The organism is Bowmanella denitrificans (assembly GCF_039522935.1).
Classification (GTDB): Bacteria; Pseudomonadota; Gammaproteobacteria; order Enterobacterales; family Alteromonadaceae; genus Bowmanella; species Bowmanella denitrificans.
The window spans coordinates 1-21,766 of sequence record NZ_BAAAEI010000033.1 but is presented as its reverse complement, the minus strand read 5'-3'; the positions used below and the strand labels follow the sequence as shown (position 1 = coordinate 21,766).

Below are 21,766 nucleotides of genomic sequence, written 5' to 3'. Positions count from 1 at the left end.
ACAGTCTTTAACACCTTTGCCACTCGTACAAAGTGTCACGAGTGGTGCAAATCTGCCGGACAGGTATGACATTTTTCATTAACGGCACATGCCATTAACGCACAACCAGCCGGATCCCGCAACCTTGCAGGTACTCCGCTTGCAGTTCCAAGTCTGCCACTACCAGAGGCGCATTCTGCAACCAGTCGTCGGCAAATTCCAGTATTAACTTATCTTGCTTGGTTTTTGCCCTGATCTGGGGCAAAAAATCATCCAAACGTTTGATATTTAACAGTACGCCGAGTTGCAAGATACAAACCAGTTTTTGTACCTGCTCGACACGGTACTGGGAAAATTCCGGAAAATCCGACGTTTTTATCTTCTTCCGATGAAAACGAACCAGGGTGGCCAACAAATCTTGTTGCTCCTGATTAAAACCCGGTAAATCAGCGTTTTGCAGTATATAACCGGAATGGCGCTGAACGCCACGGGAATTTATCTGTAATCCGACCTCATGCAGCAAGGCTGACCAGCCAAGCAGGCTTTGTAGCTCGGCGCTACGGATTTCCCAGTCATCGGCCAGTTGCTGATACAAGGCCATGGTTGTGGCCAATACCCGCCTGGCCTGCTCGGTGTCGACATCATAACGTACCGCCAGGCTTTCGGCGGTGCGCTCACGTATGTCCTGATGTTCAAGGCGATCTTCCATTTCGTAGATCACCCCTTCACGCAGGGCGGCCGTAGAAAACTCCATTTGCTGGATATCCAGGCTTTCGAAGATGGCGATAAGTATGGCGAGTCCAGCAGCAAAAATGGGCTGGCGGTCATCGCTGAGCTCTTTAAAACCAAGCTTATCCATATGTTCTGCTTTGACGCAGGCATCCTGCAGTTTCTTCAGTTCTTGGCGGGTGACGATGGCGCCTTTTAGCTCGGGATTCACCTCCTGAGCGAGACTGACGATGGTTTTAATGGTGCCAGAAGTACCGATACACACTTCCCAGCCCAATTGCCGATATTTACGGTCAATCATCTCCAGCTCTTGCTTGGCGGCAGTGATGGCGCGGTTAAAGGCCTTACTTTTCAACTCGCCATTTTTAAAATAATGCTGGGTGAAACTGACACAACCCATCTGCAGGCTGCGCATTAACAACGGTTTAAAGCCATTACCAATCACAAATTCGGTACTACCACCACCGATATCAATGACCAGACGCTGGCCGGTATCTTCGGTGGTATGGGCAACGCCCTGATAAATCAGACGCGCTTCTTCGACGCCGGAAATGATTTCCACCGGATAAGGCAATACCTGACGGGCAGCACGAATGAAGTCTCGCGCATTATGTGCTTTACGCAGGGTATGGGTGGCCACTATGCGCACCGAATCGGGGTTAAACCCCCGCAAGCTGTCAGCGAATTGCTGCAAGGTGGCAATGCCCCGGTCGATGGCGGCCTGGTCCAGGTATCCTTCTTTGTCCAGGCCGTCCGCCAGTCTGACCCTTTGTTTGACTTTGTAGAGGATTTGCACACTACCGGCGTTAATCCTGGCAACCACCAGATGAAAGCTGTTTGAGCCCATATCCAGTGCTGCTACATGGGTAACGTTTCTGGCCTCCACGTCGGAAAAGGCATTGGCTAATTGGTTCATGGATTATTATTGTCGACTTCCAGAGCCTTCAGATAATCGTAGATTTCTACCTGGGAACGCAACTTTTTCCTGTTGCCTCGCCGCACATACTTGTTGGTTTGTTCCTGATCTATCACTCTTGCCTTAATGGTGTCTTTAAATTGAATGTGCAGAATATCCAGGACGCGTTTCTTTAATACCGGGTCTAAAATCGGGCAACCTACCTCAATACGGTTATCCATATTGCGGGTCATCCAGTCGGCCGAGGAGATAAACACTTTCTGGTCGCCGGCATTTTCAAATACCATCACCCTGGGGTGTTCAAGGAATCTGTCCACTACGCTGATAATCGAGATATTTTCACTCAGGCCTTTGACACCTGGCACCAATGAACACATACCGCGCACAATGGCGCGAATTTTTACCCCGGCCTGGCTGGCGCGGTAAAGATCATCAATCAGTGGTATATCCACCAGATTGTTCACCTTGAGCAGGATCTGGGCCTTGTGTCCTTCTTTGACATTCTGCACTTCCTGGCGGATTAACAATTGGATTTTCGTGCGGGCGTTTACCGGCGATACCTGCAAATGATGGAACTTGAAGCGACGGTATGGGTATTGAATAAAATCAAACACATCCACAGCTTCCTGGGCCAGCTCCTGATCGCGGGTGAACAGGCTGAAGTCGGTATAAATTTTGGCGGTTTTTTCGTTGAAGTTACCGGTGCCAAAATGGGCATAATGGACGAGCTGCCCATGTTCTTCACGGCTGACAACGCAAAGCTTGGAGTGAATCTTTAAGGTAGGAATACCCAAAATCACCTTTATTCCTGCGTCGGTCATGGTCTTGGACCATTCGATATTGTTTTCTTCATCAAAACGAGCGCGCAGCTCCACCACCACTGTCACCTGTTTGCCGTTGTTTACCGCGTCTATCAGCGAGTTGACGATGCGTGACTTGCTGGCAACCCGGTAGATATTCAGGCGAATATGCTTAACGCTTGGGTCAAAGGCTGCCTGGCGCACAAATTCAGTGAGATGCAGGAACCTGTGGTAAGGGTAGTACAGCAAAATATCGCGTTTGCTGATGGCATCAAACACTGTGTGATGATCGGCAAATTCCCTGGTGTTAATGGCTGGCAGAGGTGGGTTTTCCAGATACTCACGGCCGACATTGGGGAAACCGATAAAATCTTTAAAGTTGCGATAGGCGCCACTGGCAATAAGGCTGTCGTAACTGGAGATCTTGAGCTGTTTTTTCAGAAACTCCAACATATCGGCTGGCATGTCACCGTCGTAGACAAAGCGCACCGGCTCGGCAATCAGGCGCTGTTTCATACTTTCCGACATCTTCTCCACGTAACTTTCATCAATTTCATCGTTGATGCGATATTCGGCGTCACGGGTCATTTTAAAGGAATAAGCTTCCAGTCTGTCGAAATCGATAAAGCCGCGGAATATCTGTTCCAGACACAGGTTGATAATATCGTCGAGCAGGATGATATGTTTTTTCTTACGACTCTTTTCCGGCGGAATCAGCACAAAACGCGACATATATTCGGTGGGCACTTCCAGCAAGGCATACTGAGTTTTTTGCTCTTCCTTACGAATGGCGACAAACAGGTAAGTGGCGGCATCATTAAGCCTGTCGACCAGTTTCACCTTGTTGCTTAGCAGCACCGGTGCCATATAGCGCAGAATTTTGTTCTGGAAATAACTCTTCAGCCACTGGGTCTGGTAGCCGTCCAACTCATCTTTAGCAATCAGAAAGATCTGGTACTTGGCCAGACGCGCCACCACTTCGGCGTGAATGCGCTCGAAGTCATCGGTCATGACCAGCACCCGTTCCTGGATCTTATCCATCAGTTCTTTGGTTTGCTGGGCGGCCTCGGTATTCTGGTCATTCAGGTGAATGTAGATCTGGCGTTTTACATCAGCCACCCTGACCCGGTAAAACTCGTCCATATTGTTAGAGTAAATGCCCAGAAAACGGATACGCTCAACAATGGGGTTACGCTTATCTGCAGCTTCTTGCAAGACCCGCTGGTTAAAGGCCAGCCAGCTCAGTTCCTTTGGATAGTAAATGGTATTGGTGTTCATCTTTTTCGCTACGGCGATGAAAATTCGCAAAATTCTAGCAACAGTGCCAGCCGGTTAATATGAAGCTTTTATGACGATGAGAGGAGGCCGATCAGCACTTTTGTGCTAAAGCGGTAACAGCATCTTGCTCCTCACTCCCAATCTATATCGACTATCAGATCATTGGCTATCTGTTCCAGTGCGTCGCTGAGTGGATCGGTATCGAAGTCTTGTGGGATCTCGATCACCACATTGGCTTTAAACAGATTCCCCCCCCAGTTGGGGGCTGGCTCACAATGGGACTGGAACTTGATAATGTTCAGGTTGAATTGATGCAGCACTCTGGTTAATTCCTGCACAATGCCAGGCTTGTCATTACCCATAATTTCCAGGTTAACCTGCTGCGTCTGGGTTTCTGCTGGGGCATCACCCTGCACCAGACGAATATTCAGCTCTGGCATCGCATCCAGTTTAGTTAATAGTGGTTGCACATTGTCTTTAGGTAACTGTACCTGAACAAAACCGGTAAACAGGCCAGCCATATGGGCAAAGTTACTGGATAGCCAATTTCCCTCCAGTTGTCTGACCGTGCGGGATATTGCCTCCATAATGCCGGGTTTATCTTTACCAATCAGGGTGAAAATTACTGATTCCATCTTATTCTCCTGTGCAACCTAAAGGCGGGACGGCGCATGGTGGGGACCTTTGTGCGCCGGATGAGCAAACTATAATACCAATTCACATAAATAGCAGCTTAATGCTTGGCTCGGCAAGCGGCGCAAATCAGCCAAGGGTCAAACAGTTAGTAATTCGCTCAGGTGGCCTTTACAATGTGGCCAGCTCAGTATTGACCGGTTGTTTTGTGCAAGCAGAATTTCAGACAGCATCACCAGGCCTGGGACGCCGTTTAACCCGGGATCGGCTGGCGGCGCGTATTATTACCTTTGGTGGTTTGACTGTTTTGGTCACCCTGGCCATGCTGATATGGCATTTGTTATACGTGACAGCCCCTCTGGTTCTATCTCCCTCATTGACTCCCAAAGCCGTCTGGCAATTACCGGCTCAAGAGGTACTGTTACTGGAAGACCTTCAGCAGGAACGGGCGCTGATAACCCGGGGCAATGATTGTCAGTTGGCGTTTTTTCAGGTGCAGGCCGAGCAGGGGGCGGAGCTTAGTCCTTTGAAACAATTGCCACTGGACTGCCATACCAAGGTCAAAGCGTTGCACTACCATGGTGGACGTTACCTGACGACGCTGACCAGCGAAGGTATGTTGCGGATGGAACGCCTGACTCGTGTCGGTGAGCAGGTGTTACGTGAACCACAATTGTCGCTGTATCTTCCCGAACTTCCGGAAAAAATACCGGCAAATACCTGGCAGGTTGCCTTGTCAGAAGACTGGTTGGGTATTGCCGTGCCCGGCCAGACACATTGGCAGCTTTACTGGGTTTCCCGTCTGCAGGCCGGACAGGTAATTAAACAAAGTTTGCCTGCCTCAGAGCACTTGTTGTTGCTGCCGTCGTTGACCTTGGCGGTCCAGGCCAATGCTGCTCAACTGACCTTTAGCAGCCCGACTCAAAGTAACAGTCTTACATTATCTGCGCCGGTACAAAAGCTGCTGTCTTTTCCCGGTGACAAAGCGTTTTTGCTGGGTTTTGCCGACGACAGGGTTGAAAAATGGTCAGGTTTCAATGATGCCGGCCAGTTTCGGTTCAGACCAATTTACGCATTAGCTAAACCATTAGAGGTTCAGGCGCTGCAAATGGCGCAGGGTAAGGATTTAGGGGTATTGCTTGGCAAACAGGGTGAGTTGTGGCTGTTCTTAAGCAGTACCGGTGAGGTTCTGGCCAAACACCAGGGCGTGGCAAACAGTAAGGGCATATGGCTGGTTGATGCGCGACTTTACAACTGGAATGAGCATGACGTGCAGCAATGGCGAATTGACAATATCAGTTCCATTGTCAGTTTTGAGAGTCTTTGGCAAAAAGTCTGGTATGAAGGTTATGCCCAGCCGGATTATGTTTGGCAGTCCTCCGCTGCTGAGGACATCAGTCAAGCCAAATACAGTCTTGTCCCTCTGGTGATTGGCAGTTTGAAGGCTGCCTTGTTGGCATTGATTATTGCGATTCCATTGGCGGTCGGTGCCGCAATTTATACCGCTTATTTTGTGCCTGCCAGGTTACGTAATTGGTTGAAGCCCGGCATTGAGCTGCTTGAGGCCGTACCGTCCGTGGTTATAGGCTTTATCGCCGCTATCTGGTTAATTCCCATTGTTGAGGATTATCTGCTGGGTATGCTGCTGTTCCTGGTTTTTTTACCTATCAGCCTGTTGCTGCTGGCGTTGGTGCAAAAGCCGTTATCCCGAGGTATGTCACTGCGCTGGCAATCCGGCTGGGAATTGCTACTGATGATACCGCTGGTGCTTTTTCTGGCTTGGCTGGCATTTGTGCTGGGCGGTGTGGCGCAGGACTGGTTATGGCCACAAGGCTGGTTCCCAGGACAGGACAATCACAGCAGTAAAAACGCGCTGGTGGTGGCTCTGGCGCTGGGCATTGCAATTGTACCCAGTATCTACTCCCTGGCAGAAGACGCCATTTACGAGGTACCAGGGCACCTGCGTCAGGCTTCGTTTGCGCTGGGCGCCACCAGAGCACAAACCTTGCGGCGTGTGGTATTGGTTGCAGCGTATCCTGGTATCTTTTCATCCATTATTCTGGGACTTTCCAGGGCCTTTGGTGAAACCATGATTGTGTTGATGGTCACCGGCAATACGCCGGTAGCAGACTGGGATGTGTTTGCTGGTATGCGGTCTCTTACCGCCAATATCGCCATTGAATTGCCCGAGTCTGAGGTCAACAGTATCCACTATAGGGTGCTGTTTTTTACCGCCCTGCTTTTATTTGTTTTTACCTTTATTATCAATACCCTGGCCGAATTGGTAAGGGGCAGACTACGGAAGCATTATCAAAGTGTTTAAGCGCCGCTTTTTCGCCAGACAAAAAGATGGCCTACCTATAGTCGGCGGGGCTGCGCTGGTGGCGATTATCCTGTTGCTGCTGTGTGGCATGGTCGGGATCATGCTGGTTAAAGGCATGCAACATTTCTGGCCTAATCCGTTGTATCAGGTGAGTTATGTGGATGAGCAAGATCAGCCACAACAGATGTATGCGACCTTATTGTCGCGGGACTTTATCACCACAAGAGGCCAGAAACGTTGGCTGTTCAACCAGGCAAAATTGTATCAGTTCAGTGACCAGCAGCATTTGCTCAGGCAAGAACAGATTATAACCTTGCTGGCATTGCCTGATTTAATTGATGTTCAGCTAAGAAGTGGCAATAGATTGTTTGCCAGGCTGAACGGTTTGACATTTGCAGGTAAGGCGGTGGACATCAATCGTCTGCCCAATGTGCTGCAAGATGTCAGTGCTGAGGTGGCGGCAATTTCAGCCATCGAACAGGGCAGATTAGCCGCCATACACCAGTTACTGGCCGAGTACGACCGACGCGGCGTTGAAGTGGATGCGCCAGCCAGAGTCAAGTTGGAGGATGAATTCGCTGCGCTGATGGCGGAACTTAAAAGCCGTCGCAGCCAAATGACCCAGTTTGAATTGCAACTGCTGTTTGATTCAGGCCAGTCTTATGCACTCCCCCTCTGGGAAGTGGAAAAGTATCAGCAAATCAACCAGCAAACCGCGGTGCAGCGGTTTGCGACCTTTTTGTCCAATATATGGGAGTTTGTCAGCGATACGCCTAAGCGCGCCAACAGCGCTGGTGGGGTCTTTCCTGCCCTGTTTGGCACAGTGGTAATGGTGTTGTTGATGACCTTGATTGTGACGCCTCTTGGGGTCATGGCAGCCATTTATCTGAATGAATATGCACCGGAAAACTCGCTGACTTCGTTGATTCGAATTGGTGTAAACAATCTGGCAGGAGTGCCATCTATTGTTTATGGGGTATTTGGCCTGGGTTTCTTTGTTTATCAGGTCGGTGGCAATATCGATAAACTGTTCTTCAGTGAGCATCTGCCAGCGCCCACATTTGGAGCGCCGGGCATTTTCTGGGCGTCGTTGACCATGGCCATGTTAACCCTGCCGGTGGTGATTGTGGCAACAGAAGAAGGTCTTCGAAGAGTGCCCAATAGCCTGCGGCAAGGCAGCTATGCCCTGGGCGCCACTCAGTTTGAAACGCTGTGGCGTACGGTTATTCCTATGGCCAGCCCAGGCATTATGACCGGCGTGATCCTGGCCATCGCCAGAGGCGCCGGTGAAGTAGCCCCGTTGCTGTTGGTCGGTGCGGTAAAATTTGCGCCAACTCTGCCTTTAGATGGTGAATTTCCTTACTTACATCTGGACCGGCAATTTATGCATCTTGGTGTGTTGATTTATGATGGTGCATTTCACAGCAACAGTATTGGTCACGGTTCTTCAATGATGTTTGCTTCTTGTCTGTTATTGCTGCTGGTGGTTATGACCCTGAATATTGTCGCGGTTATGGTGCGGTCCAGGTTACGCCGCCAATACCAGGCTATGGCAGGACATTGGTGAGGCTGGAGTAATGCATATGTTTGAGTATTTTGATTTGTCCAGGCAAGGCCTGGATCTCGACAGCCTGAGTCAGGAGCAGGTTGCCATTGATGTGCGCGACCTAACCTTAACCTTTGGTAACAAACGGGCTTTGCACCATATCAATATGCAGGTTCCTAAACGTCATGTCACGGCGCTGATTGGCCCGAGTGGCTGTGGCAAGTCGACATTGCTTAGTTGTTTTAACCGGCTGAACGACCTGGTACCCAATTGTGTGGTTGCAGGTGAAGTGCATATTAATGGCCGCAATATTTATCATCGTAAGGAAGAGGTGGCGCTATTGCGTCGACAGGTGGGTATGGTGTTCCAAAAGCCCAACCCTTTTCCCATGTCCATTTATGAAAATCTGGTCTATGGCCTGAAAATTCAGGGCATTAAAGACAGGCGCACCCTGGACAATGCGGTCGAGCAGTCGCTGCGGGATGTCGCGCTTTGGCGCGAGGTCAAGGACAGGTTGTTTGAGTCTGCGCTGACCCTGTCTGGTGGTCAGCAGCAGCGTCTGGTGATTGCCAGGGCCATTGCCCTGCAACCTGAAATATTACTGCTGGATGAACCGACCTCGGCGCTTGATCCGATATCCACCCTGACCATCGAAGAGCTGATTACCCAGCTCAAGGAAAAATACACCGTATTGATCGTTACCCACAACATGCAACAAGCGGCCAGAGTGTCTGATTTCACTGCCTTTTTGCATCAGGGCCATTTGATTGAATACTCGGATACCGACAGATTGTTCACCCGACCCAAAGAACAGCAGACCGAAGAATACATAACCGGGCGTTATGGCTAAAATGACGGATATCAGAGGGATGGGCAATATTCCTGAGAACTTGGCGTTCGTGGACATATAACAGAATTTGCAAACTCGAAACTCGAAACTCGAAACTCGAAACTCGAAACTCGAAACTCGAAACTCGAAACTCGAAACTCGAAACTCGAAACTCGAAACTCGAGGCTCGAAGAGGTAACCATGCAACAAGTAAAACTCAATACCCATATCTCCGGGCGTTTTAATCTGGAGCTGGAAAATCTGCGTAACTCCGTGCTGACCATGGGCGGCGTGGTCGAGCAGCAGCTTTGCGACGCCATCAGTGCATTGCGGGATAACAACCGGGCGCTGGCAGAAAAAGTCATGCTTAATGACCTGATGGTTAACAATATGGAGGTACAGATCGATGAGGAATGTACCCGTATTATTGCCAAGCGCCATCCCGCTGCCAGCGATCTGCGATTGGTGCTGGCGATTAACAAAGCGACAGTGGATATTGAGCGAATCGGTGATGATGTTGAACGAATCGCCAAACTCATTGTGAAAGGCAATTTACCCGTGTCTGAAGACATCAAAAACGGTATGATCGCCACCGGCAATCACGTAATGGAAATGTTGCGCCAGACCCTGAACGCCTTTGCCAGAATGGACGCCGATGCGGCTTTGACCATTCACATTGGTGATCAGGAAATAGATGAACAATACAAGCAGTTGCTAACCCAGGCTGTGGCTGAAATGCAGCAGGATATTGATGCATTGCCGCAATGGCTGGATATACTTTGGGCTATGCGCGCATTAGAACGCGTTGGCGACAGGTGCAAACACGTTTGTGAGTATATAATCTATCTGGTGAAGGGCAAGGACGTGCGGCATATCTCCCGCCAGGCGATGCAGGAGAAAATGCAAGAACTCAGGTAATAATGCCTGATTGTCATAAAACTGAAATATTTCATTCATATTTTGTGGTGTATCATGCGCCACCACCTTGAAGGTAGAAACAGTGCCATTTATGTCAAGTAATTCATTTCTAGAGGTTTTTGCGAAATCGCCGCTGAAACCACTGGAAGAGCATATCAACACAGTTCATGAGTGTAGCCAGGGTTTGTTACCGTTTTTTGAAGCGGTATTTACAAAAGACTGGAAAACTGCCGAAAAACTACAACATGATATTTCCCACCTGGAACGTAAGGCCGATGCCCTTAAGCGAGAGCTGAGAGTCAACTTGCCGGCCGGTATTTTTATGCCCATCCAGCGTCAGGATTTACTCGATCTGCTCAGCCAGCAGGATAAAATTGCCAACCGTGCCCGTGATATCTCCGGATTGATGCTGGGACGTGAGCTGGCCATACATGAATCCCTGCACGACTTGTTCCGTAATTTTGTGATGCGCTCCATTGACGCTACCCGTCAGGCACAAAACGTCACTAATGAGCTGGACGAGCTGCTTGAAACCGGCTTCAAAGGCCGTGAAGTTAAAGTGGTTGAAGATATGATCGATCAACTCGATCAGATTGAAGACGACACAGACAAAATGCAGGTGGTATTACGTCGCGAGCTGTGGAAACTGGAAAGCCAGTTAAACCCGGTAGACGTGATGTTCCTCTACAAGGTCATTGAATGGATCGGCGATTTGGCCGACATCTCACAACGCGTTGGGTCGCGACTCGAATTGATGCTAGCCAGTTAAAGGGCAGTTCTGATGGATATTTTAACTACATACGGCTTTATGCTGATAGTCACGGCTGCGGTCGTGGGTTTTTTAATGGCCTGGGGCATTGGTGCCAATGATGTGGCCAATGCCATGGGGACCTCCGTGGGCTCCAAGGCGCTGACCATTAAGCAGGCTATCATTATCGCCATGGTGTTCGAGTTCGCCGGTGCTTATCTGGCCGGCGGCGAAGTTACCTCAACTATCCGTAAAGGCATAGTAGACAGTGCGTTCTTTGTGGATGCCCCCGAGCTGTTGGTGTACGGCATGATTGCGTCGTTGCTGGCTGCGGGGATCTGGTTGGTGATTGCCTCTTACCTTGGCTGGCCGGTATCTACGACGCATTCTATCGTTGGCGCCATTATCGGTTTCTCTGCTGTTGGGGTGAGCTCACAATCTGTTGAATGGGCCCAGGTGGCAGGTATTGTCGGTAGCTGGATAGTGACGCCTGCTATATCAGGCTTTCTGGCATACATTATTTTTATGAGCGCACAGCGCCTGATCTTTGATACCGATTCACCCTTCGCTAACGCCAAACGCTATGTACCTTACTATATGGCCCTGGCAGGTTTTGTGATGTCGCTGGTGACAATCAAGAAAGGCTTAAAGCACGTAGGGCTGCATATTGGCAATATGGAAGGCTACCTGATTGCCATCGCCATCGCCGCAGTGGTTGGTGTGTGCGGTAAGCTTTATATCAACCGGATTAAGCTGGATCGCGAGGCAGACCGTAAGATGCAGTTCGCCAGTGTGGAAAAAGTGTTTGCTATTTTGATGGTAGTGACCGCGTGCTGTATGGCCTTTGCCCATGGTTCAAATGACGTAGCCAACGCTATTGGTCCGCTGGCAGCCGTGGTCAGTGTGGTGCAAAGTGGCGGCGAAATTGCCGGAAAAGCGAAACTCGCCTGGTGGATCCTGCCACTTGGTGCAGTGGGTATCGTAATGGGACTGGCGATTTTCGGTCACCGCGTTATCCAGACCATTGGTAAAGGTATTACGCATTTGACTCCCAGCCGTGGCTTTGCTGCCGAACTGGCGGCGGCCACAACCGTGGTGGTGGCATCCGGCACCGGTCTGCCGATTTCTACCACGCAAACCCTGGTAGGGGCGGTGCTAGGGGTAGGTATGGCCCGTGGTATTGCGGCACTGAACCTTGGCGTTATCCGTAATATCGTGGTGTCCTGGGTTGTCACGTTACCCATTGGTGCGGCCTTGTCGATTATGTTCTTCTTTATGCTTAAAGGGATCTTTGCTGCTTAATCGCAGTAAAGCTTAAAAACCCGGCCTTGGCCGGGTTTTTACTTTTCGGGCTAATTGCTTTTGGCCAGACTATCGATATAGTCTCGGGGTGTTATTCCATTCCAGGTTTTAAAGGCGCGATTAAAACTGCGGGCATCTGAAAAATGCAGGCGCAGGGCCACCTCCTCTAAGCTCAGATGCCTGGCCAGTAAGGTTTTGGCTTCCTGATTCAATACCTGTTCACGGCATTGCCGGAAACTGCTCTGGCTTTCGGCAAGTTTCCGGCGCAGCGTTGCCACGCTATAGCCAAGTTCGCTGGCAATGGCGTCCTGGCTCTGAATACCTGTTTCCAGCAGACCTCTTACCCGCCTGACCAAATGACCGGCATTGTTCTGACCCAAGTGAAACTGCAACTGATTATAGACATGGCTCAGGGTTAATGGCGCTTGCCATTGCAGAGCGTGATCGGCCATGCCTATCTGATAATGCAATACATAACATGACGCCCCGAATTTCAGCGGCAAATGGCCAAAGGCGGCCTGCAACACGGAATTGTCACCGTTGTCGGCACGGCTTTGTACTTTAACCAGGCTATGGGCCGCACTATGACCGCCTAAAGCACAAACCACACCATGCACATACAGAAGCACGCAGTCCAGGTTAAAGCGGATATGCTCCGGCTGACTTTCATCCAGATAGGGAAACTGGCGGTCATCGATAATATAGAGTATTTCTCTGTCCCGGCGCTCCACCTTGTTATAGGCGCCGCCATGAATGAAATTGTACGACGCCGCCAATTCCTGTAATGCATTTTGCAGGTTGTGGCATTTGCCCAAATGGGACAGAACATGATCATTGGTGCCAGGCAACAACGGCCGCTTTGACATATGCAGGGATTCGTCGCAGACCTCAATGGCGAAGGATTCCAGCAGGCGCAGAAAGTCGACAATGTCCAGAGTATCCTGATTATCCAAGCCTGACTTACGCAACATGTCCTGTAAACACAGGCCCGACTTCGACAGGATTTGGCCCAGTAAGGTCACCGCATTACGACGGATCTTAGGTAAGCTTGCAGCGTTTTTTTCCGGCACGGGAATACGGCACCCCATGGAAGACTGTTGGACGAAATAGAGCATAAAGGTGAGTCCTTATCAATCCTGCCAAAGTACAGTGCCGTTGCCATCAAGGTTAAGGTGCGTTCAGCCAGGCCTTAATTTGGCTGATGCCGGCACCCGACCAGCCCAGTTTTAAATGATTCACCGCAATAGTGGCAGAACCGCCGTGATTGCCCAGGCCGCTGGCATCATTACAGCTGGAAACAAACACCACACCGTCTGATGGTCCGGTATGCTCGTTGTGAATCAGGGCGATATCGGCCTTGTTGCCACACAGATTGTGAACCCTGACGGCCGGATCGGTCCCGGCCGCCCGTACTATATCCACCAACGATTCGGGTAAGAAGGCATCAATACCCTGGCCATGGGTGTAAAACCCCCAGCCGCCTTCATAAGTGGTGTACCAATCCTGCTCACTTACCGGCAAGGCATAAGTATTGTCCCAGCGTTTAAGCATTTGTACCGAGCCGGGAAAATAGCTGGAGGCATAACTCCATTGGTTGCCATTTTGCCAGATGCCGTAACAAAGAATGCTGTCATGGGCGGTCGGGCCATTGATCACGCCACCACAGCCCGGGTAAACGGCAAATGTATGGGTCCAGCCATGGCGAAATGACCAGTCAATACCGTTATTCGGGCCACCCAGCATAATCAGGCGCCTGACATCATTCTGATAGCTGGTACTCCAGGCTTGGGTAACAGAAGAGATATACATACGTGCGTTAAACGCACTTTTTGACCAGGTTACCAGGTCCACCTGACTGGCCCCGGTTTTGTTTTTGATTATATTGATGGCATTGGCGATCTGCTCGGCCCAGATATAGCCATCACCATTTTTATGCGCCAGTGACAAGGCAAACACCTTAAAGTCATCGGCTGCCAGGCTCTGCATCAGTCCGCTGGTCGGGCAATTTTGCTGACCACAACCATAATCACCGGCATCATTGGGGTTGGCCCAGGCCAGATCCGCATCCTGGTTAGCGCCGTGGATCAGCAATACCGGTACGGTTTTGCTGTTGGTACTCCAGCCGGGTGCGTGATACAGCAGAAACACATCAGAAGATGGGCTGGGATCGGCAAAAAAAGTAGCACGTTGACCCGTCTGATCACCGCGTCCGTCAGCGGGAAAGGCTTCCTGACCGATATGGCTACTGGTGTCCCGCCAGCGCTCTACTTTCACCCAGCCGTTATTAATGCCGGAATTGAAGCTGGCTTCCAGGCTGGTTGGCCCTGCATGAACGGGCCCATACAGGCCCATGGTGAATAAGAGCGCGGCAAACGCCTTCAGCAAACGACTTGTTGTTAGCATCATTTTCTCCTGGTGCGGGTTTAAATGGCCAGATCCCGTTTCAACTGTTTAGCCAGCGCGAGTCTGGCTTCCTGTGCTACAGGTAAATCGCCGAATGACAAAAAGGCATGGATAGTGCTCTCAAAGCTTTGAAAACGAAGTAACACATCGGCTTGTTGCAAGCGCCTTGCAAAGCGCTCGCCTTCGTCTTTTAGTGGATCAAATCCCGCAACTAATAATGCGGTGGGGGGCAGATGTGCGAGGTCGTTCAGCAACATGGGCGACACTTCCGGATTGTCGCTGCCAGCATTGCCACCCAGATACCAGTCGCGGGTACCGTCAATGGCGGCATTGGCCAGCAGGTAGTCACCGCCGCCGAACATCAGGCGGGATGGGTATTGTTCATGGGGACTGTGCACATCCAGTACCGGATAAATCAGATATTGGGCAGCCAGTCGTTTAACGCCTTGACTGTGCAGGCGATGACTGGCTGCCAGGGCCAGATTGCCGCCAGCGCTGTCGCCCATAATGGCAATATGCGCAGGCGACGCATTTAAAGTGTCAGCCTGAGTAAAGACCCAGTTCAATGCCTGACTGACATCGTCTAACCCGGCAGGGTAGGGATGCTCCGGGGCCAGACGATAATCCAGACTGACAAACAAACAGCCGCTTTTTTGGCAAAGATCTCTGACTAAAGCGTCGTAGCAATCCAGGTCACCCAAGGCCCAGCCGCCGCCATGAATAAAGAGTACCAGGGGCAGTGGTGCATCGTTGTCCGTCAGGGGCCGGTACAGCCGGGCCGGAATTTTGCCCTGCAGGCCGGGAATGGCCAGGTCGGTTACCCGGCAGTCCTGATTTACCGGCCCCTGCAGGCCAATAAACATGGCTCTGGCGCCGTTTCTGGATACCTCTATACCGCTGTCGCTTTGCTCGGTGTCGGGTACCTGCTGATTAAATTGCGCCAACAGCGCGGTGGTTTCCTTATCCATCATCTTGTTAAAACCTGTATTTAAGGTTAATTCCAAAGGTTCTTGGCGCACCGTAGTAACCCAGCTGTACACCAGGTGAGGCACTAAGATCAAAGCCATGCTGGCGGTAGCGTTTGTCGGTCAGGTTGTTGCCGTACAGACTCAGCTGCCACTGCTCGTCATCGGTAAGATAGGTTACAGACATGTCCAGTAAGGCGTAGCCGGGCTGGGCCAACACCTCGCTGGAACTGACGGTCAGATAGGTTTTACTGCGATAACTGCTGGATAACGACATGGTCAGGCTGCCGCTGTCCAGATCCAGCCAGTAATCCAGTGCGACCCGGCCATTCCATTTAGGTGCATTGACCAGTTCACGTTGATCACTGATTTCTGCACCAAAATCGCCGACCAGCTCGTCGTAGCCGCCCCCCAGGTAACCTGCATTGATATTCAGGGTCAGGGCATCACTCAGCACCGCCGAAAACTCCAGCTCGGCACCATAGATTGTGGCCTTGCCGGCGTTTTCAAACAGCGATAAAAATGCCCCGCTGTCTGGATCAATGGAAAAGCGGCTAAGCTGGAAGTTTTTGTAATCGTTGTAAAAAGCCGCCAGGTTCAGGCGGATATTGTTGTTATTCAGCAGGGATTTTGAGCCAATCTCGTAGCTCCACAGGGTTTCGGGATCAAAAGGCTGGGCAAATGAGGTCAGGCGACCATTAAAACCACCGCTTTTAAAGCCCCGACTGGCGCTGGCATAAAGCATATGGTCGCCGCTGAGCTTGTAATCCACTGTCAGTTTGGGTGAAAAGTTGCTCCAGTCCTGCTCTGCGGTAAACCCGGTAGGGCTATAGCCCACGCCTTTGCCAAAGGCCGCTTCCATGCCTTCGGCACTATCAATACCAGTACCGGCAAATTCTTCGCCACGACTGGTGACCTGCTTTTTCTCTTTGGTGTAGCGCGCGCCCAGCGTCAGCCCAAGTTGTTCGCTAAGTTCCCAGTTCAGGTTGGCGTAAATGGCGCTGCTGGTATTTTTTTGGTCGCGCAGTCCGGCATTGATCACCGGGAAGGGCAGGTAGTTTCCATCGCCAAGTGGCACAAAAAAGTCGGGAGCGACGGCACCGCCAAAGGTGCTGTCGTCTTCTTTAAAATAGTAAAGGCCGGATACCAGTGACAAGCCATCAGCATGATAGAGCCACTGCAGTTCCTGACTGATTTGGTCCTGATCTTCAAAGTTGTAAATGCCAAATGAACTGTCGGGGCTGCCGTCCAGATCCAGATGGGTGCGATAATCCATTTGCCGGTAGGCACTGATGGATTTAAAGGTGCTGTCACCCTGTTGATATTCCAGGGTAAGCGCTGCGCCGCGGGTTTCCAGGCTTTCCAGATCATTGTAATTGACGATCACTTTAAACGGGTCATCGCCCACCGGCAGCAGGCGCCCTTCTTTAATCGAATAAATAGGGGTTTCACGGTGTGGTGTGCGTGAATGCGACGGGGAACCGTCGGAGCCATCCACTACCAGATAGGCAGAGAGGTCGTCGCTGATGTGATACAGCAGGCTGCCCCGCCAGGCCAGCGTATCTTTGTCATAATCATCCCCGCCGTCCCACTGATTGTCCGCATAGCCGTCACGTTTGCTGCTGGCTATGGCGAAGCGGCCAAGCAGTTTGTTGTCCACCAAGGCACCGCTGATGCTGCTTTTAACCCCAAACTGGCCGTAGTTGCCTGCGTTCAGATCCAGATAGCCTTCGGTTATTTCCGAGGGCTTAGCACTGGTAAACTTTACTGCACCGCCGATGGTATTGCGGCCATACAAGGTACCCTGCGGGCCACGCAACACTTCAATCTGCTGAGGGTCAACCACATCCAGAAATGAACCCTGCACCCGGCCCATATACACGTCATCCAGATACACACCCACACCAGGATCGTTAAACGAGATGGAATCAATTTGCCCCACACCACGGATGTAGATCACCGCATTAGAGGCATCCCCCACATGCAGACTCAGGTTAGGTACATGGGATTCCAGATCGCCAAGGTCCAGGACCTGCATTTTCTCCAGTTCGTTGGCGGATAACGCCGTGACGGCAATGGCCACATCCTGCAGATTTTCGCTGCGCCGGGTGGCAGACACCTGGATAACTTCAATACCCTGTTCGGCCCGTTTACTGGCTGGCTCCTGCAATGCCAGTGTCTGAGGCGCCAACAGCATGGCGACAGAAGCAGCCAACAAGGACCGGGTATAAGGGAAGGTGTTCAGATTCATGAGGTTTGGCATGATGTGAAATTATTGTTAATGGTGGGCAAATTGTTGCGTTAGGTGGCTGTAACAACAAGGACAAAAAGCATCAATCTGAGAGGACAAATACGCTCAGGACAAAGCCATACAATACTGCTAGCATTAGCTAATCTGATTAATAAATTGTGTTTTAATAGGTTTTTATAGAGGAGCGTCTGATGAAGTGGCCTAACCTGAAACACCTGAATTATCTGGTGGTCTTGCACGAAGAGCAGCATTTCAACCGGGCTGCACAACGCTGTTTTGTCAGTCAGTCGACCTTGAGTACCGCCATCCAGAATTTGGAAGAGCAACTGGGCTGTCAGTTACTGGAGCGGGATCACAAGACCTTTATTTTCACCGCCCTGGGGCTGGATATGGTGGAGCGCAGCAAGGAACTGCTCAACGGCGCCAGCGAGCTGGTGGAATATGCACAGAGCGCCGGGAATTGGCAGGCTGGTAAATTAAAGCTGGGCATTATTCCCACTATCGCGCCATTTTTGCTGGAAGGCTTGATTGATAAGGTGGGTAAGGCTCTGCCCGACCTTAACTTACAGTTGCAGGAAAACACCACCAGTAATCTGTTACGAGAACTGAACAGTGGCGAACTGGACCTGTTGATTCTGGCCTTACCGATGGAAACACCGGGCTGCAAACAAATGGTGATTGGCCACGATCCTTTTCATTTAGTGGCGCATCCACACATGCTGGAATTGTTGCCGCAACCACTGGATTACAGCGCCTTACCGAAAGACAGTGTGTTTTTGCTGCAGCAGGAACATTGTATGACCGGCCATGCGGTGAGTGCCTGTGGTCTGAAACACAAAGAGCAGGTCAGTGCCTTAGCAGCCAGCAGCCTGTTTACTCTGGTGCAACTGGCCAACAGCAAACTAGGGCTGACATTTTTGCCGGAGCTGGCCCTGAAAAGCGATATTTTGCAGCACAGTGCTTTGGTGTCTTTTCCGGCCGAAGACAAGGCGTATCGGGAAATTGGTCTGGTGTGGCGCAGTGGTACTACCCGGGTTCGGCTGTTCCGTCGTATTGCCGAGCTGCTGCAACCCTTAATGCCCAAAGCCATGTTGTAAGTGGTTGACAAAAAATATTTTCAGATTCACCAAACTATTTTCTGCCCGGCCTCGACATTAAGGGCAGAGAATAACAAAACTGCAGCGCAAGTGGACATGATTGGGGTAGGCCTTGTTCGAACAAAGTGATGAAACGCTAATCCGTAAGGCCTTAAAGGGGAATAACGGTGCCTGGCAGAAGTTGGTTAAACGCTATGACAAGGCCGTGTACAACTATGGCCTGCGCATGACCGGCAATGCCGACGATGCCATGGATCTGCTGCAAGAGGTGTTCTTGTCGGTGTTTCGCAACCTGCAAAGCTTTCGTGGTGAAGGCAGTTTTAAGGCCTGGTTGTTCCGTATCGCCCATCACCGCATGGTGGAGTTTTACCGGCGTAAGCGTGATTACCAGCCGCTGGATGAGGAAAACCCGTTGGTAGACGAATTCGCTTGCGTCAGTCGCCTGACCATCGCAGACGCGCAGTCGCGGGAATTAGTCAGGGCAATGCAGCAGTTATCGCTGGAGCAAAAGGCGGTGGTGGAGTTGAAATTTTTTAGTCAGTTTACCTTTGAAGAGATAGCCGAGCAGTTAGGTGTATCCAGTAATACGGTGAAATCCCGTCTGTACGCGGGGCTCGGCAAGCTCAAAGACGTGATGGAGGTGCACTATGTCTGACAAACATGAATTATTTGCGCTGTGGCTGGAAGGCCGGTTGTCTGCCGAACAGCAACAGATATTTGAACGGCTGTGTGCCGAAGATGACGAATTAGCCCGGCAGGTTAGCCTGGCCAGGCAAGTTGAACAGGCGGCAACGCGCTATGAAGAACAAGCGGTGCCCAACTGGCAGATCCCTGCCATCGGCCCGCAGCCAAGGGCTGAATCGTCCTGGTGGCGGGGCCGGGCCATGCCCTCACTGTCTTTTGCTATGTCGATAGTGGCGCTGGCAATGGTGCTGTTTCGGGTTGAGGTACAAGTGCATGGCGGCAGCCTGACGGTAAGTTTTGCCGGGCAGGGGCGTGAAGATGAAATCCGCCGCCAGGTGGACGCTGAAATTGCTCAGTTCAAAGAGCAGCAACAAGTATTGCTGGCCAATTACAGTCGTGAGATGCGTGAGCAGCAACAGGACGTCAACAGTCAGTTAACCAGCTATCTACTGAGTGCCAGTCGTACCGAACGACGTGAGGATTTTGCCGAATTAATTAAGTTCGTCAATCAACAGCGGGAAGACGATCAACAGTTTTATGCCCGTCAGTTTAACAAGCTTCAGCAACAGGTTTATCTGGCGCCCGAGACTGGGCAGCGCGATAACCTGTCACCGATAAAATGAGGTCAATCATGAAAAAGTCATCCCTATGTTTGCTACTTGCCGGTATTTGCAGCGTGAGTGCCCAGGCCGCCACGCAGCTTGAAGAACTGAGTAAAGAGCTGGAAATTATGAGCAGCATTATGCAAACCAGCTACAAACAAAACCGCGATAGAAAAGGCATCAGTGTGCGTAATCTACAAGCCACTTATCTGGCCGGGCAGGGGGTATTGTTCAGGGTGCAAACGTCTGGCAGCAGCCAGTACCGCTTTTCCTTTAATGGTATTGATCATGTGATTCCGGTACCACCGGTGGCCCCGCATATTGAAATGAATGGCAACGCCATAGTGATAGAGAATGAGGGCCAGGTGATTGAATACGAGTCCATTGGCGATGAGTTGGAAAGGGTGCGTGAACTCTTTGTTGAGTCTGGCGAAAAGCTTAGTGAGCTGCACAGTAAACAGCGTGAACTGAACTGGGAAATACGTGAGGTGGAGCGTCGCAACCGCGACAACGAGTTTGAAAAGCGTCATGCCGAGGGCGAGCGTCGCAAGGAACTGGAAAAAGAAGCCCAGGAGCTGCAAAAAGAACTGGCGCAGATACGCGAGCGCCAGCGCGAAGTGGAAAAGTATGCGCAGCAACTGGAAGAGGAGCGACGCGATGTGGCGAATAAACGGGCCGAAGCAGCGCAGGAGCAAAGTAAAAAATTTCTTGCCGAGTTTGAACACAATACCGCCGATATCCTGTGTAAATACGGCAGTGGCCTGAAGAGCCTGCCTGACGGTGAACATATCACCCTGATGCTGGACAACTATGCCGGCGGCAAGGGCCGCAGCAAAAATCAGGATCGCATCTACGTGTTTGACTATAAAGATGTGCAGGCCTGTGTGGCCGGTAAACTGGATACCCAGAAACTGTTGAGTAAGGCTAATACTTACGAGTTTTAATGCTCTGTTATAGCGCTGCTTGCGCTGTATTATTCTGTTAACGCAGCCCACTATGGTTCATAGTGGGTTGTTTTTTTAGCTGTCACTTTTACACAGTCAAAATTATTTTTCATCTACCGTAAAACATAGAGAATAATTTGAAAGTTATCTGTAATCTTAAATTTTTCAACGTTTACATAAAGGTTGGTCATAGCAAGTGAAAGTTATCTTGAATGCTATTGTATATGCTTTGTTGATATTCAGTGGGAAAACGGCATTCGCTGAAAATGCCTATATGCAGGGCGTGAGCGCACTTTGTTAATTCCATTAGCCAAAGAGTAATTCTGCTCTGAAATTATCATCGAAGCTGGCCCTGACACATTTGCCTCGGATGGAATCTTTGCTTTTGCTGTGTTGCTTCACCATGTTGCGCACTACCCGCCTGAACAACGCCATATTCTGCGCACTTATCGGCTCCTGAATCTGGCATTCATCTTCTTTGAACACCACATCCAACACCCAGTGTTGCTGATTCTCGGTCAGCCAATGCTGGCGTATAGCCTTGGCTATGCTGTCTGCATGGTCTAATGATGTCAGGTAATAGTGGGTGCTGTAGCTGGTCTTTTGCCCCTGGCTACGCTCACGCTCAACCGCCACAATGCGCTTGACGCCCGGCCAGTGCGGCAGGATGTCCTGGGGCAATTGGCTGGCATCGAGAAGAGAAACCTGTCTGACCTCTTCGCGGCCATGCCCTTGGCTGTGCGATGAACAAGTCGAGGCATCCGGCTCCCCCGCCTGGCTAAAACACTGATTGATAGCGGTGTACAGTTTTTGCTGATT

General features: G+C 50.8%; 18 protein-coding genes. 10 read left to right on the top strand and 8 right to left on the bottom strand.

The window, feature by feature from the left end; all coding sequences use genetic code 11:
* Window positions 1-94: 94 nt before the first annotated feature.
* The 3 genes from ppx to ABD028_RS23020 form a co-directional block, all read right to left on the bottom strand.
* Window positions 95-1,624: an exopolyphosphatase gene (ppx, locus tag ABD028_RS23030; RefSeq protein WP_343847671.1), complete on the bottom strand. Its 1,530-nt coding sequence runs from the start codon at window positions 1,622-1,624 to the stop codon at window positions 95-97.
* Window positions 1,621-3,702, bottom strand: a complete 2,082-nt coding sequence (ppk1, locus tag ABD028_RS23025; RefSeq protein WP_343847670.1) for a polyphosphate kinase 1 — start codon at window positions 3,700-3,702, stop codon at window positions 1,621-1,623. Before ppk1 ends, ppx begins: the two co-directional genes overlap by 4 nt.
* A gap of 131 nt (window positions 3,703-3,833) precedes the next feature.
* On the bottom strand, window positions 3,834-4,337 hold the full coding sequence (locus tag ABD028_RS23020) for a glycine cleavage system transcriptional repressor (RefSeq protein WP_102795841.1): 504 nt from the start codon (window positions 4,335-4,337) through the stop codon (window positions 3,834-3,836).
* 101 nt (window positions 4,338-4,438) lie between these two features.
* Here ABD028_RS23020 and ABD028_RS23015 point away from each other — a divergent pair, with 101 nt between their 5' ends.
* From ABD028_RS23015 to ABD028_RS22990, 6 genes are all read left to right on the top strand, one after another.
* Window positions 4,439-6,658 carry an ABC transporter permease subunit gene (locus tag ABD028_RS23015; RefSeq protein ID WP_343847669.1) on the top strand — a complete coding sequence of 740 codons (2,220 nt, stop codon included), beginning with the start codon at window positions 4,439-4,441 and terminating at the stop codon, window positions 6,656-6,658.
* Window positions 6,651-8,225 carry a phosphate ABC transporter permease PstA gene (gene pstA, locus ABD028_RS23010; protein WP_343847668.1) on the top strand — a complete coding sequence of 525 codons (1,575 nt, stop codon included), beginning with the start codon at window positions 6,651-6,653 and terminating at the stop codon, window positions 8,223-8,225. Before ABD028_RS23015 ends, pstA begins: the two co-directional genes overlap by 8 nt.
* Before the next feature lie 16 nt (window positions 8,226-8,241).
* Entirely contained in the window at window positions 8,242-9,054 is an 813-nt protein-coding gene (pstB, locus tag ABD028_RS23005) for a phosphate ABC transporter ATP-binding protein PstB (RefSeq protein ID WP_146027131.1), read from the top strand.
* 180 nt (window positions 9,055-9,234) lie between these two features.
* Window positions 9,235-9,951 (top strand): phosphate signaling complex protein PhoU, encoded by a 717-nt coding sequence (phoU, locus tag ABD028_RS23000; RefSeq protein ID WP_343847667.1) that lies wholly within the window; start codon window positions 9,235-9,237, stop codon window positions 9,949-9,951.
* 91 nt (window positions 9,952-10,042) lie between these two features.
* The gene (locus ABD028_RS22995) at window positions 10,043-10,720 is read left to right on the top strand and encodes a TIGR00153 family protein (RefSeq protein WP_343847666.1); all 678 of its coding nucleotides are present in this window, start codon (window positions 10,043-10,045) and stop codon (window positions 10,718-10,720) included.
* A gap of 12 nt (window positions 10,721-10,732) precedes the next feature.
* Window positions 10,733-12,001 carry an inorganic phosphate transporter gene (locus tag ABD028_RS22990; protein ID WP_172449288.1) on the top strand — a complete coding sequence of 423 codons (1,269 nt, stop codon included), beginning with the start codon at window positions 10,733-10,735 and terminating at the stop codon, window positions 11,999-12,001.
* Between the two features lie 50 nt (window positions 12,002-12,051).
* On the opposite strand, the gene ABD028_RS22985 is transcribed toward ABD028_RS22990, so the two are convergent.
* The 4 genes from ABD028_RS22985 to ABD028_RS22970 form a co-directional block, all read right to left on the bottom strand.
* The gene (locus tag ABD028_RS22985) at window positions 12,052-13,116 is read right to left on the bottom strand and encodes a helix-turn-helix domain-containing protein (protein WP_343847665.1); all 1,065 of its coding nucleotides are present in this window, start codon (window positions 13,114-13,116) and stop codon (window positions 12,052-12,054) included.
* Window positions 13,117-13,168: 52 nt separating this feature from the next.
* Window positions 13,169-14,353: an esterase/lipase family protein gene (locus ABD028_RS22980; RefSeq protein ID WP_425542148.1), complete on the bottom strand. Its 1,185-nt coding sequence runs from the start codon at window positions 14,351-14,353 to the stop codon at window positions 13,169-13,171.
* A 71-nt stretch (window positions 14,354-14,424) separates the two neighbouring features.
* The gene (locus ABD028_RS22975; RefSeq protein ID WP_343847663.1) at window positions 14,425-15,375 is read right to left on the bottom strand and encodes an alpha/beta hydrolase; all 951 of its coding nucleotides are present in this window, start codon (window positions 15,373-15,375) and stop codon (window positions 14,425-14,427) included.
* Window positions 15,376-15,379: 4 nt separating this feature from the next.
* Window positions 15,380-17,620 (bottom strand): TonB-dependent receptor, encoded by a 2,241-nt coding sequence (locus ABD028_RS22970; RefSeq protein WP_343847662.1) that lies wholly within the window; start codon window positions 17,618-17,620, stop codon window positions 15,380-15,382.
* Between the two features lie 191 nt (window positions 17,621-17,811).
* Here ABD028_RS22970 and ABD028_RS22965 point away from each other — a divergent pair, with 191 nt between their 5' ends.
* The 4 genes from ABD028_RS22965 (at window position 17,812) to ABD028_RS22950 (ending at window position 20,947) form a co-directional block, all read left to right on the top strand.
* Entirely contained in the window at window positions 17,812-18,717 is a 906-nt protein-coding gene (locus ABD028_RS22965; protein WP_343847661.1) for a hydrogen peroxide-inducible genes activator, read from the top strand.
* Between the two features lie 112 nt (window positions 18,718-18,829).
* The gene (locus ABD028_RS22960) at window positions 18,830-19,372 is read left to right on the top strand and encodes an RNA polymerase sigma factor (RefSeq protein WP_343847660.1); all 543 of its coding nucleotides are present in this window, start codon (window positions 18,830-18,832) and stop codon (window positions 19,370-19,372) included.
* On the top strand, window positions 19,365-20,024 hold the full coding sequence (locus ABD028_RS22955) for a hypothetical protein (RefSeq protein ID WP_343847659.1): 660 nt from the start codon (window positions 19,365-19,367) through the stop codon (window positions 20,022-20,024). Before ABD028_RS22960 ends, ABD028_RS22955 begins: the two co-directional genes overlap by 8 nt.
* Window positions 20,025-20,032: 8 nt before the next feature.
* Window positions 20,033-20,947, top strand: a complete 915-nt coding sequence (locus ABD028_RS22950) for a hypothetical protein (protein ID WP_343847658.1) — start codon at window positions 20,033-20,035, stop codon at window positions 20,945-20,947.
* Between the two features lie 306 nt (window positions 20,948-21,253).
* Here ABD028_RS22950 and ABD028_RS22945 read toward each other — a convergent pair.
* Window positions 21,254-21,766: ISAs1 family transposase (locus tag ABD028_RS22945; RefSeq protein WP_343847657.1), on the bottom strand; the 513-nt coding region annotated here is incomplete at its 5' end.

Excerpts from the sequence above, each read along its gene's own strand:
- ppx (WP_343847671.1), bottom strand. The coding sequence starts at position 1,624 with ATGAACCAATTAGCCAATGCCTTTTCCGACGTGGAGGCCAGAAACGTT.
- ppk1 (WP_343847670.1), bottom strand. The coding sequence starts at position 3,702 with ATGAACACCAATACCATTTACTATCCAAAGGAACTGAGCTGGCTGGCC.
- ABD028_RS23020 (WP_102795841.1), bottom strand. The coding sequence starts at position 4,337 with ATGGAATCAGTAATTTTCACCCTGATTGGTAAAGATAAACCCGGCATT.
- ABD028_RS23015 (WP_343847669.1), top strand. The coding sequence starts at position 4,439 with ATGCTTGGCTCGGCAAGCGGCGCAAATCAGCCAAGGGTCAAACAGTTA.
- pstB (WP_146027131.1), top strand. The coding sequence starts at position 8,242 with ATGTTTGAGTATTTTGATTTGTCCAGGCAAGGCCTGGATCTCGACAGC.
- phoU (WP_343847667.1), top strand. The coding sequence starts at position 9,235 with ATGCAACAAGTAAAACTCAATACCCATATCTCCGGGCGTTTTAATCTG.
- ABD028_RS22995 (WP_343847666.1), top strand. The coding sequence starts at position 10,043 with ATGTCAAGTAATTCATTTCTAGAGGTTTTTGCGAAATCGCCGCTGAAA.
- ABD028_RS22990 (WP_172449288.1), top strand. The coding sequence starts at position 10,733 with ATGGATATTTTAACTACATACGGCTTTATGCTGATAGTCACGGCTGCG.
- ABD028_RS22985 (WP_343847665.1), bottom strand. The coding sequence starts at position 13,116 with ATGCTCTATTTCGTCCAACAGTCTTCCATGGGGTGCCGTATTCCCGTG.
- ABD028_RS22980 (WP_425542148.1), bottom strand. The coding sequence starts at position 14,353 with ATGGGCCTGTATGGGCCCGTTCATGCAGGGCCAACCAGCCTGGAAGCC.
- ABD028_RS22975 (WP_343847663.1), bottom strand. The coding sequence starts at position 15,375 with ATGATGGATAAGGAAACCACCGCGCTGTTGGCGCAATTTAATCAGCAG.
- ABD028_RS22970 (WP_343847662.1), bottom strand. The coding sequence starts at position 17,620 with ATGAATCTGAACACCTTCCCTTATACCCGGTCCTTGTTGGCTGCTTCT.
- ABD028_RS22965 (WP_343847661.1), top strand. The coding sequence starts at position 17,812 with ATGAAGTGGCCTAACCTGAAACACCTGAATTATCTGGTGGTCTTGCAC.
- ABD028_RS22955 (WP_343847659.1), top strand. The coding sequence starts at position 19,365 with ATGTCTGACAAACATGAATTATTTGCGCTGTGGCTGGAAGGCCGGTTG.
- ABD028_RS22950 (WP_343847658.1), top strand. The coding sequence starts at position 20,033 with ATGAAAAAGTCATCCCTATGTTTGCTACTTGCCGGTATTTGCAGCGTG.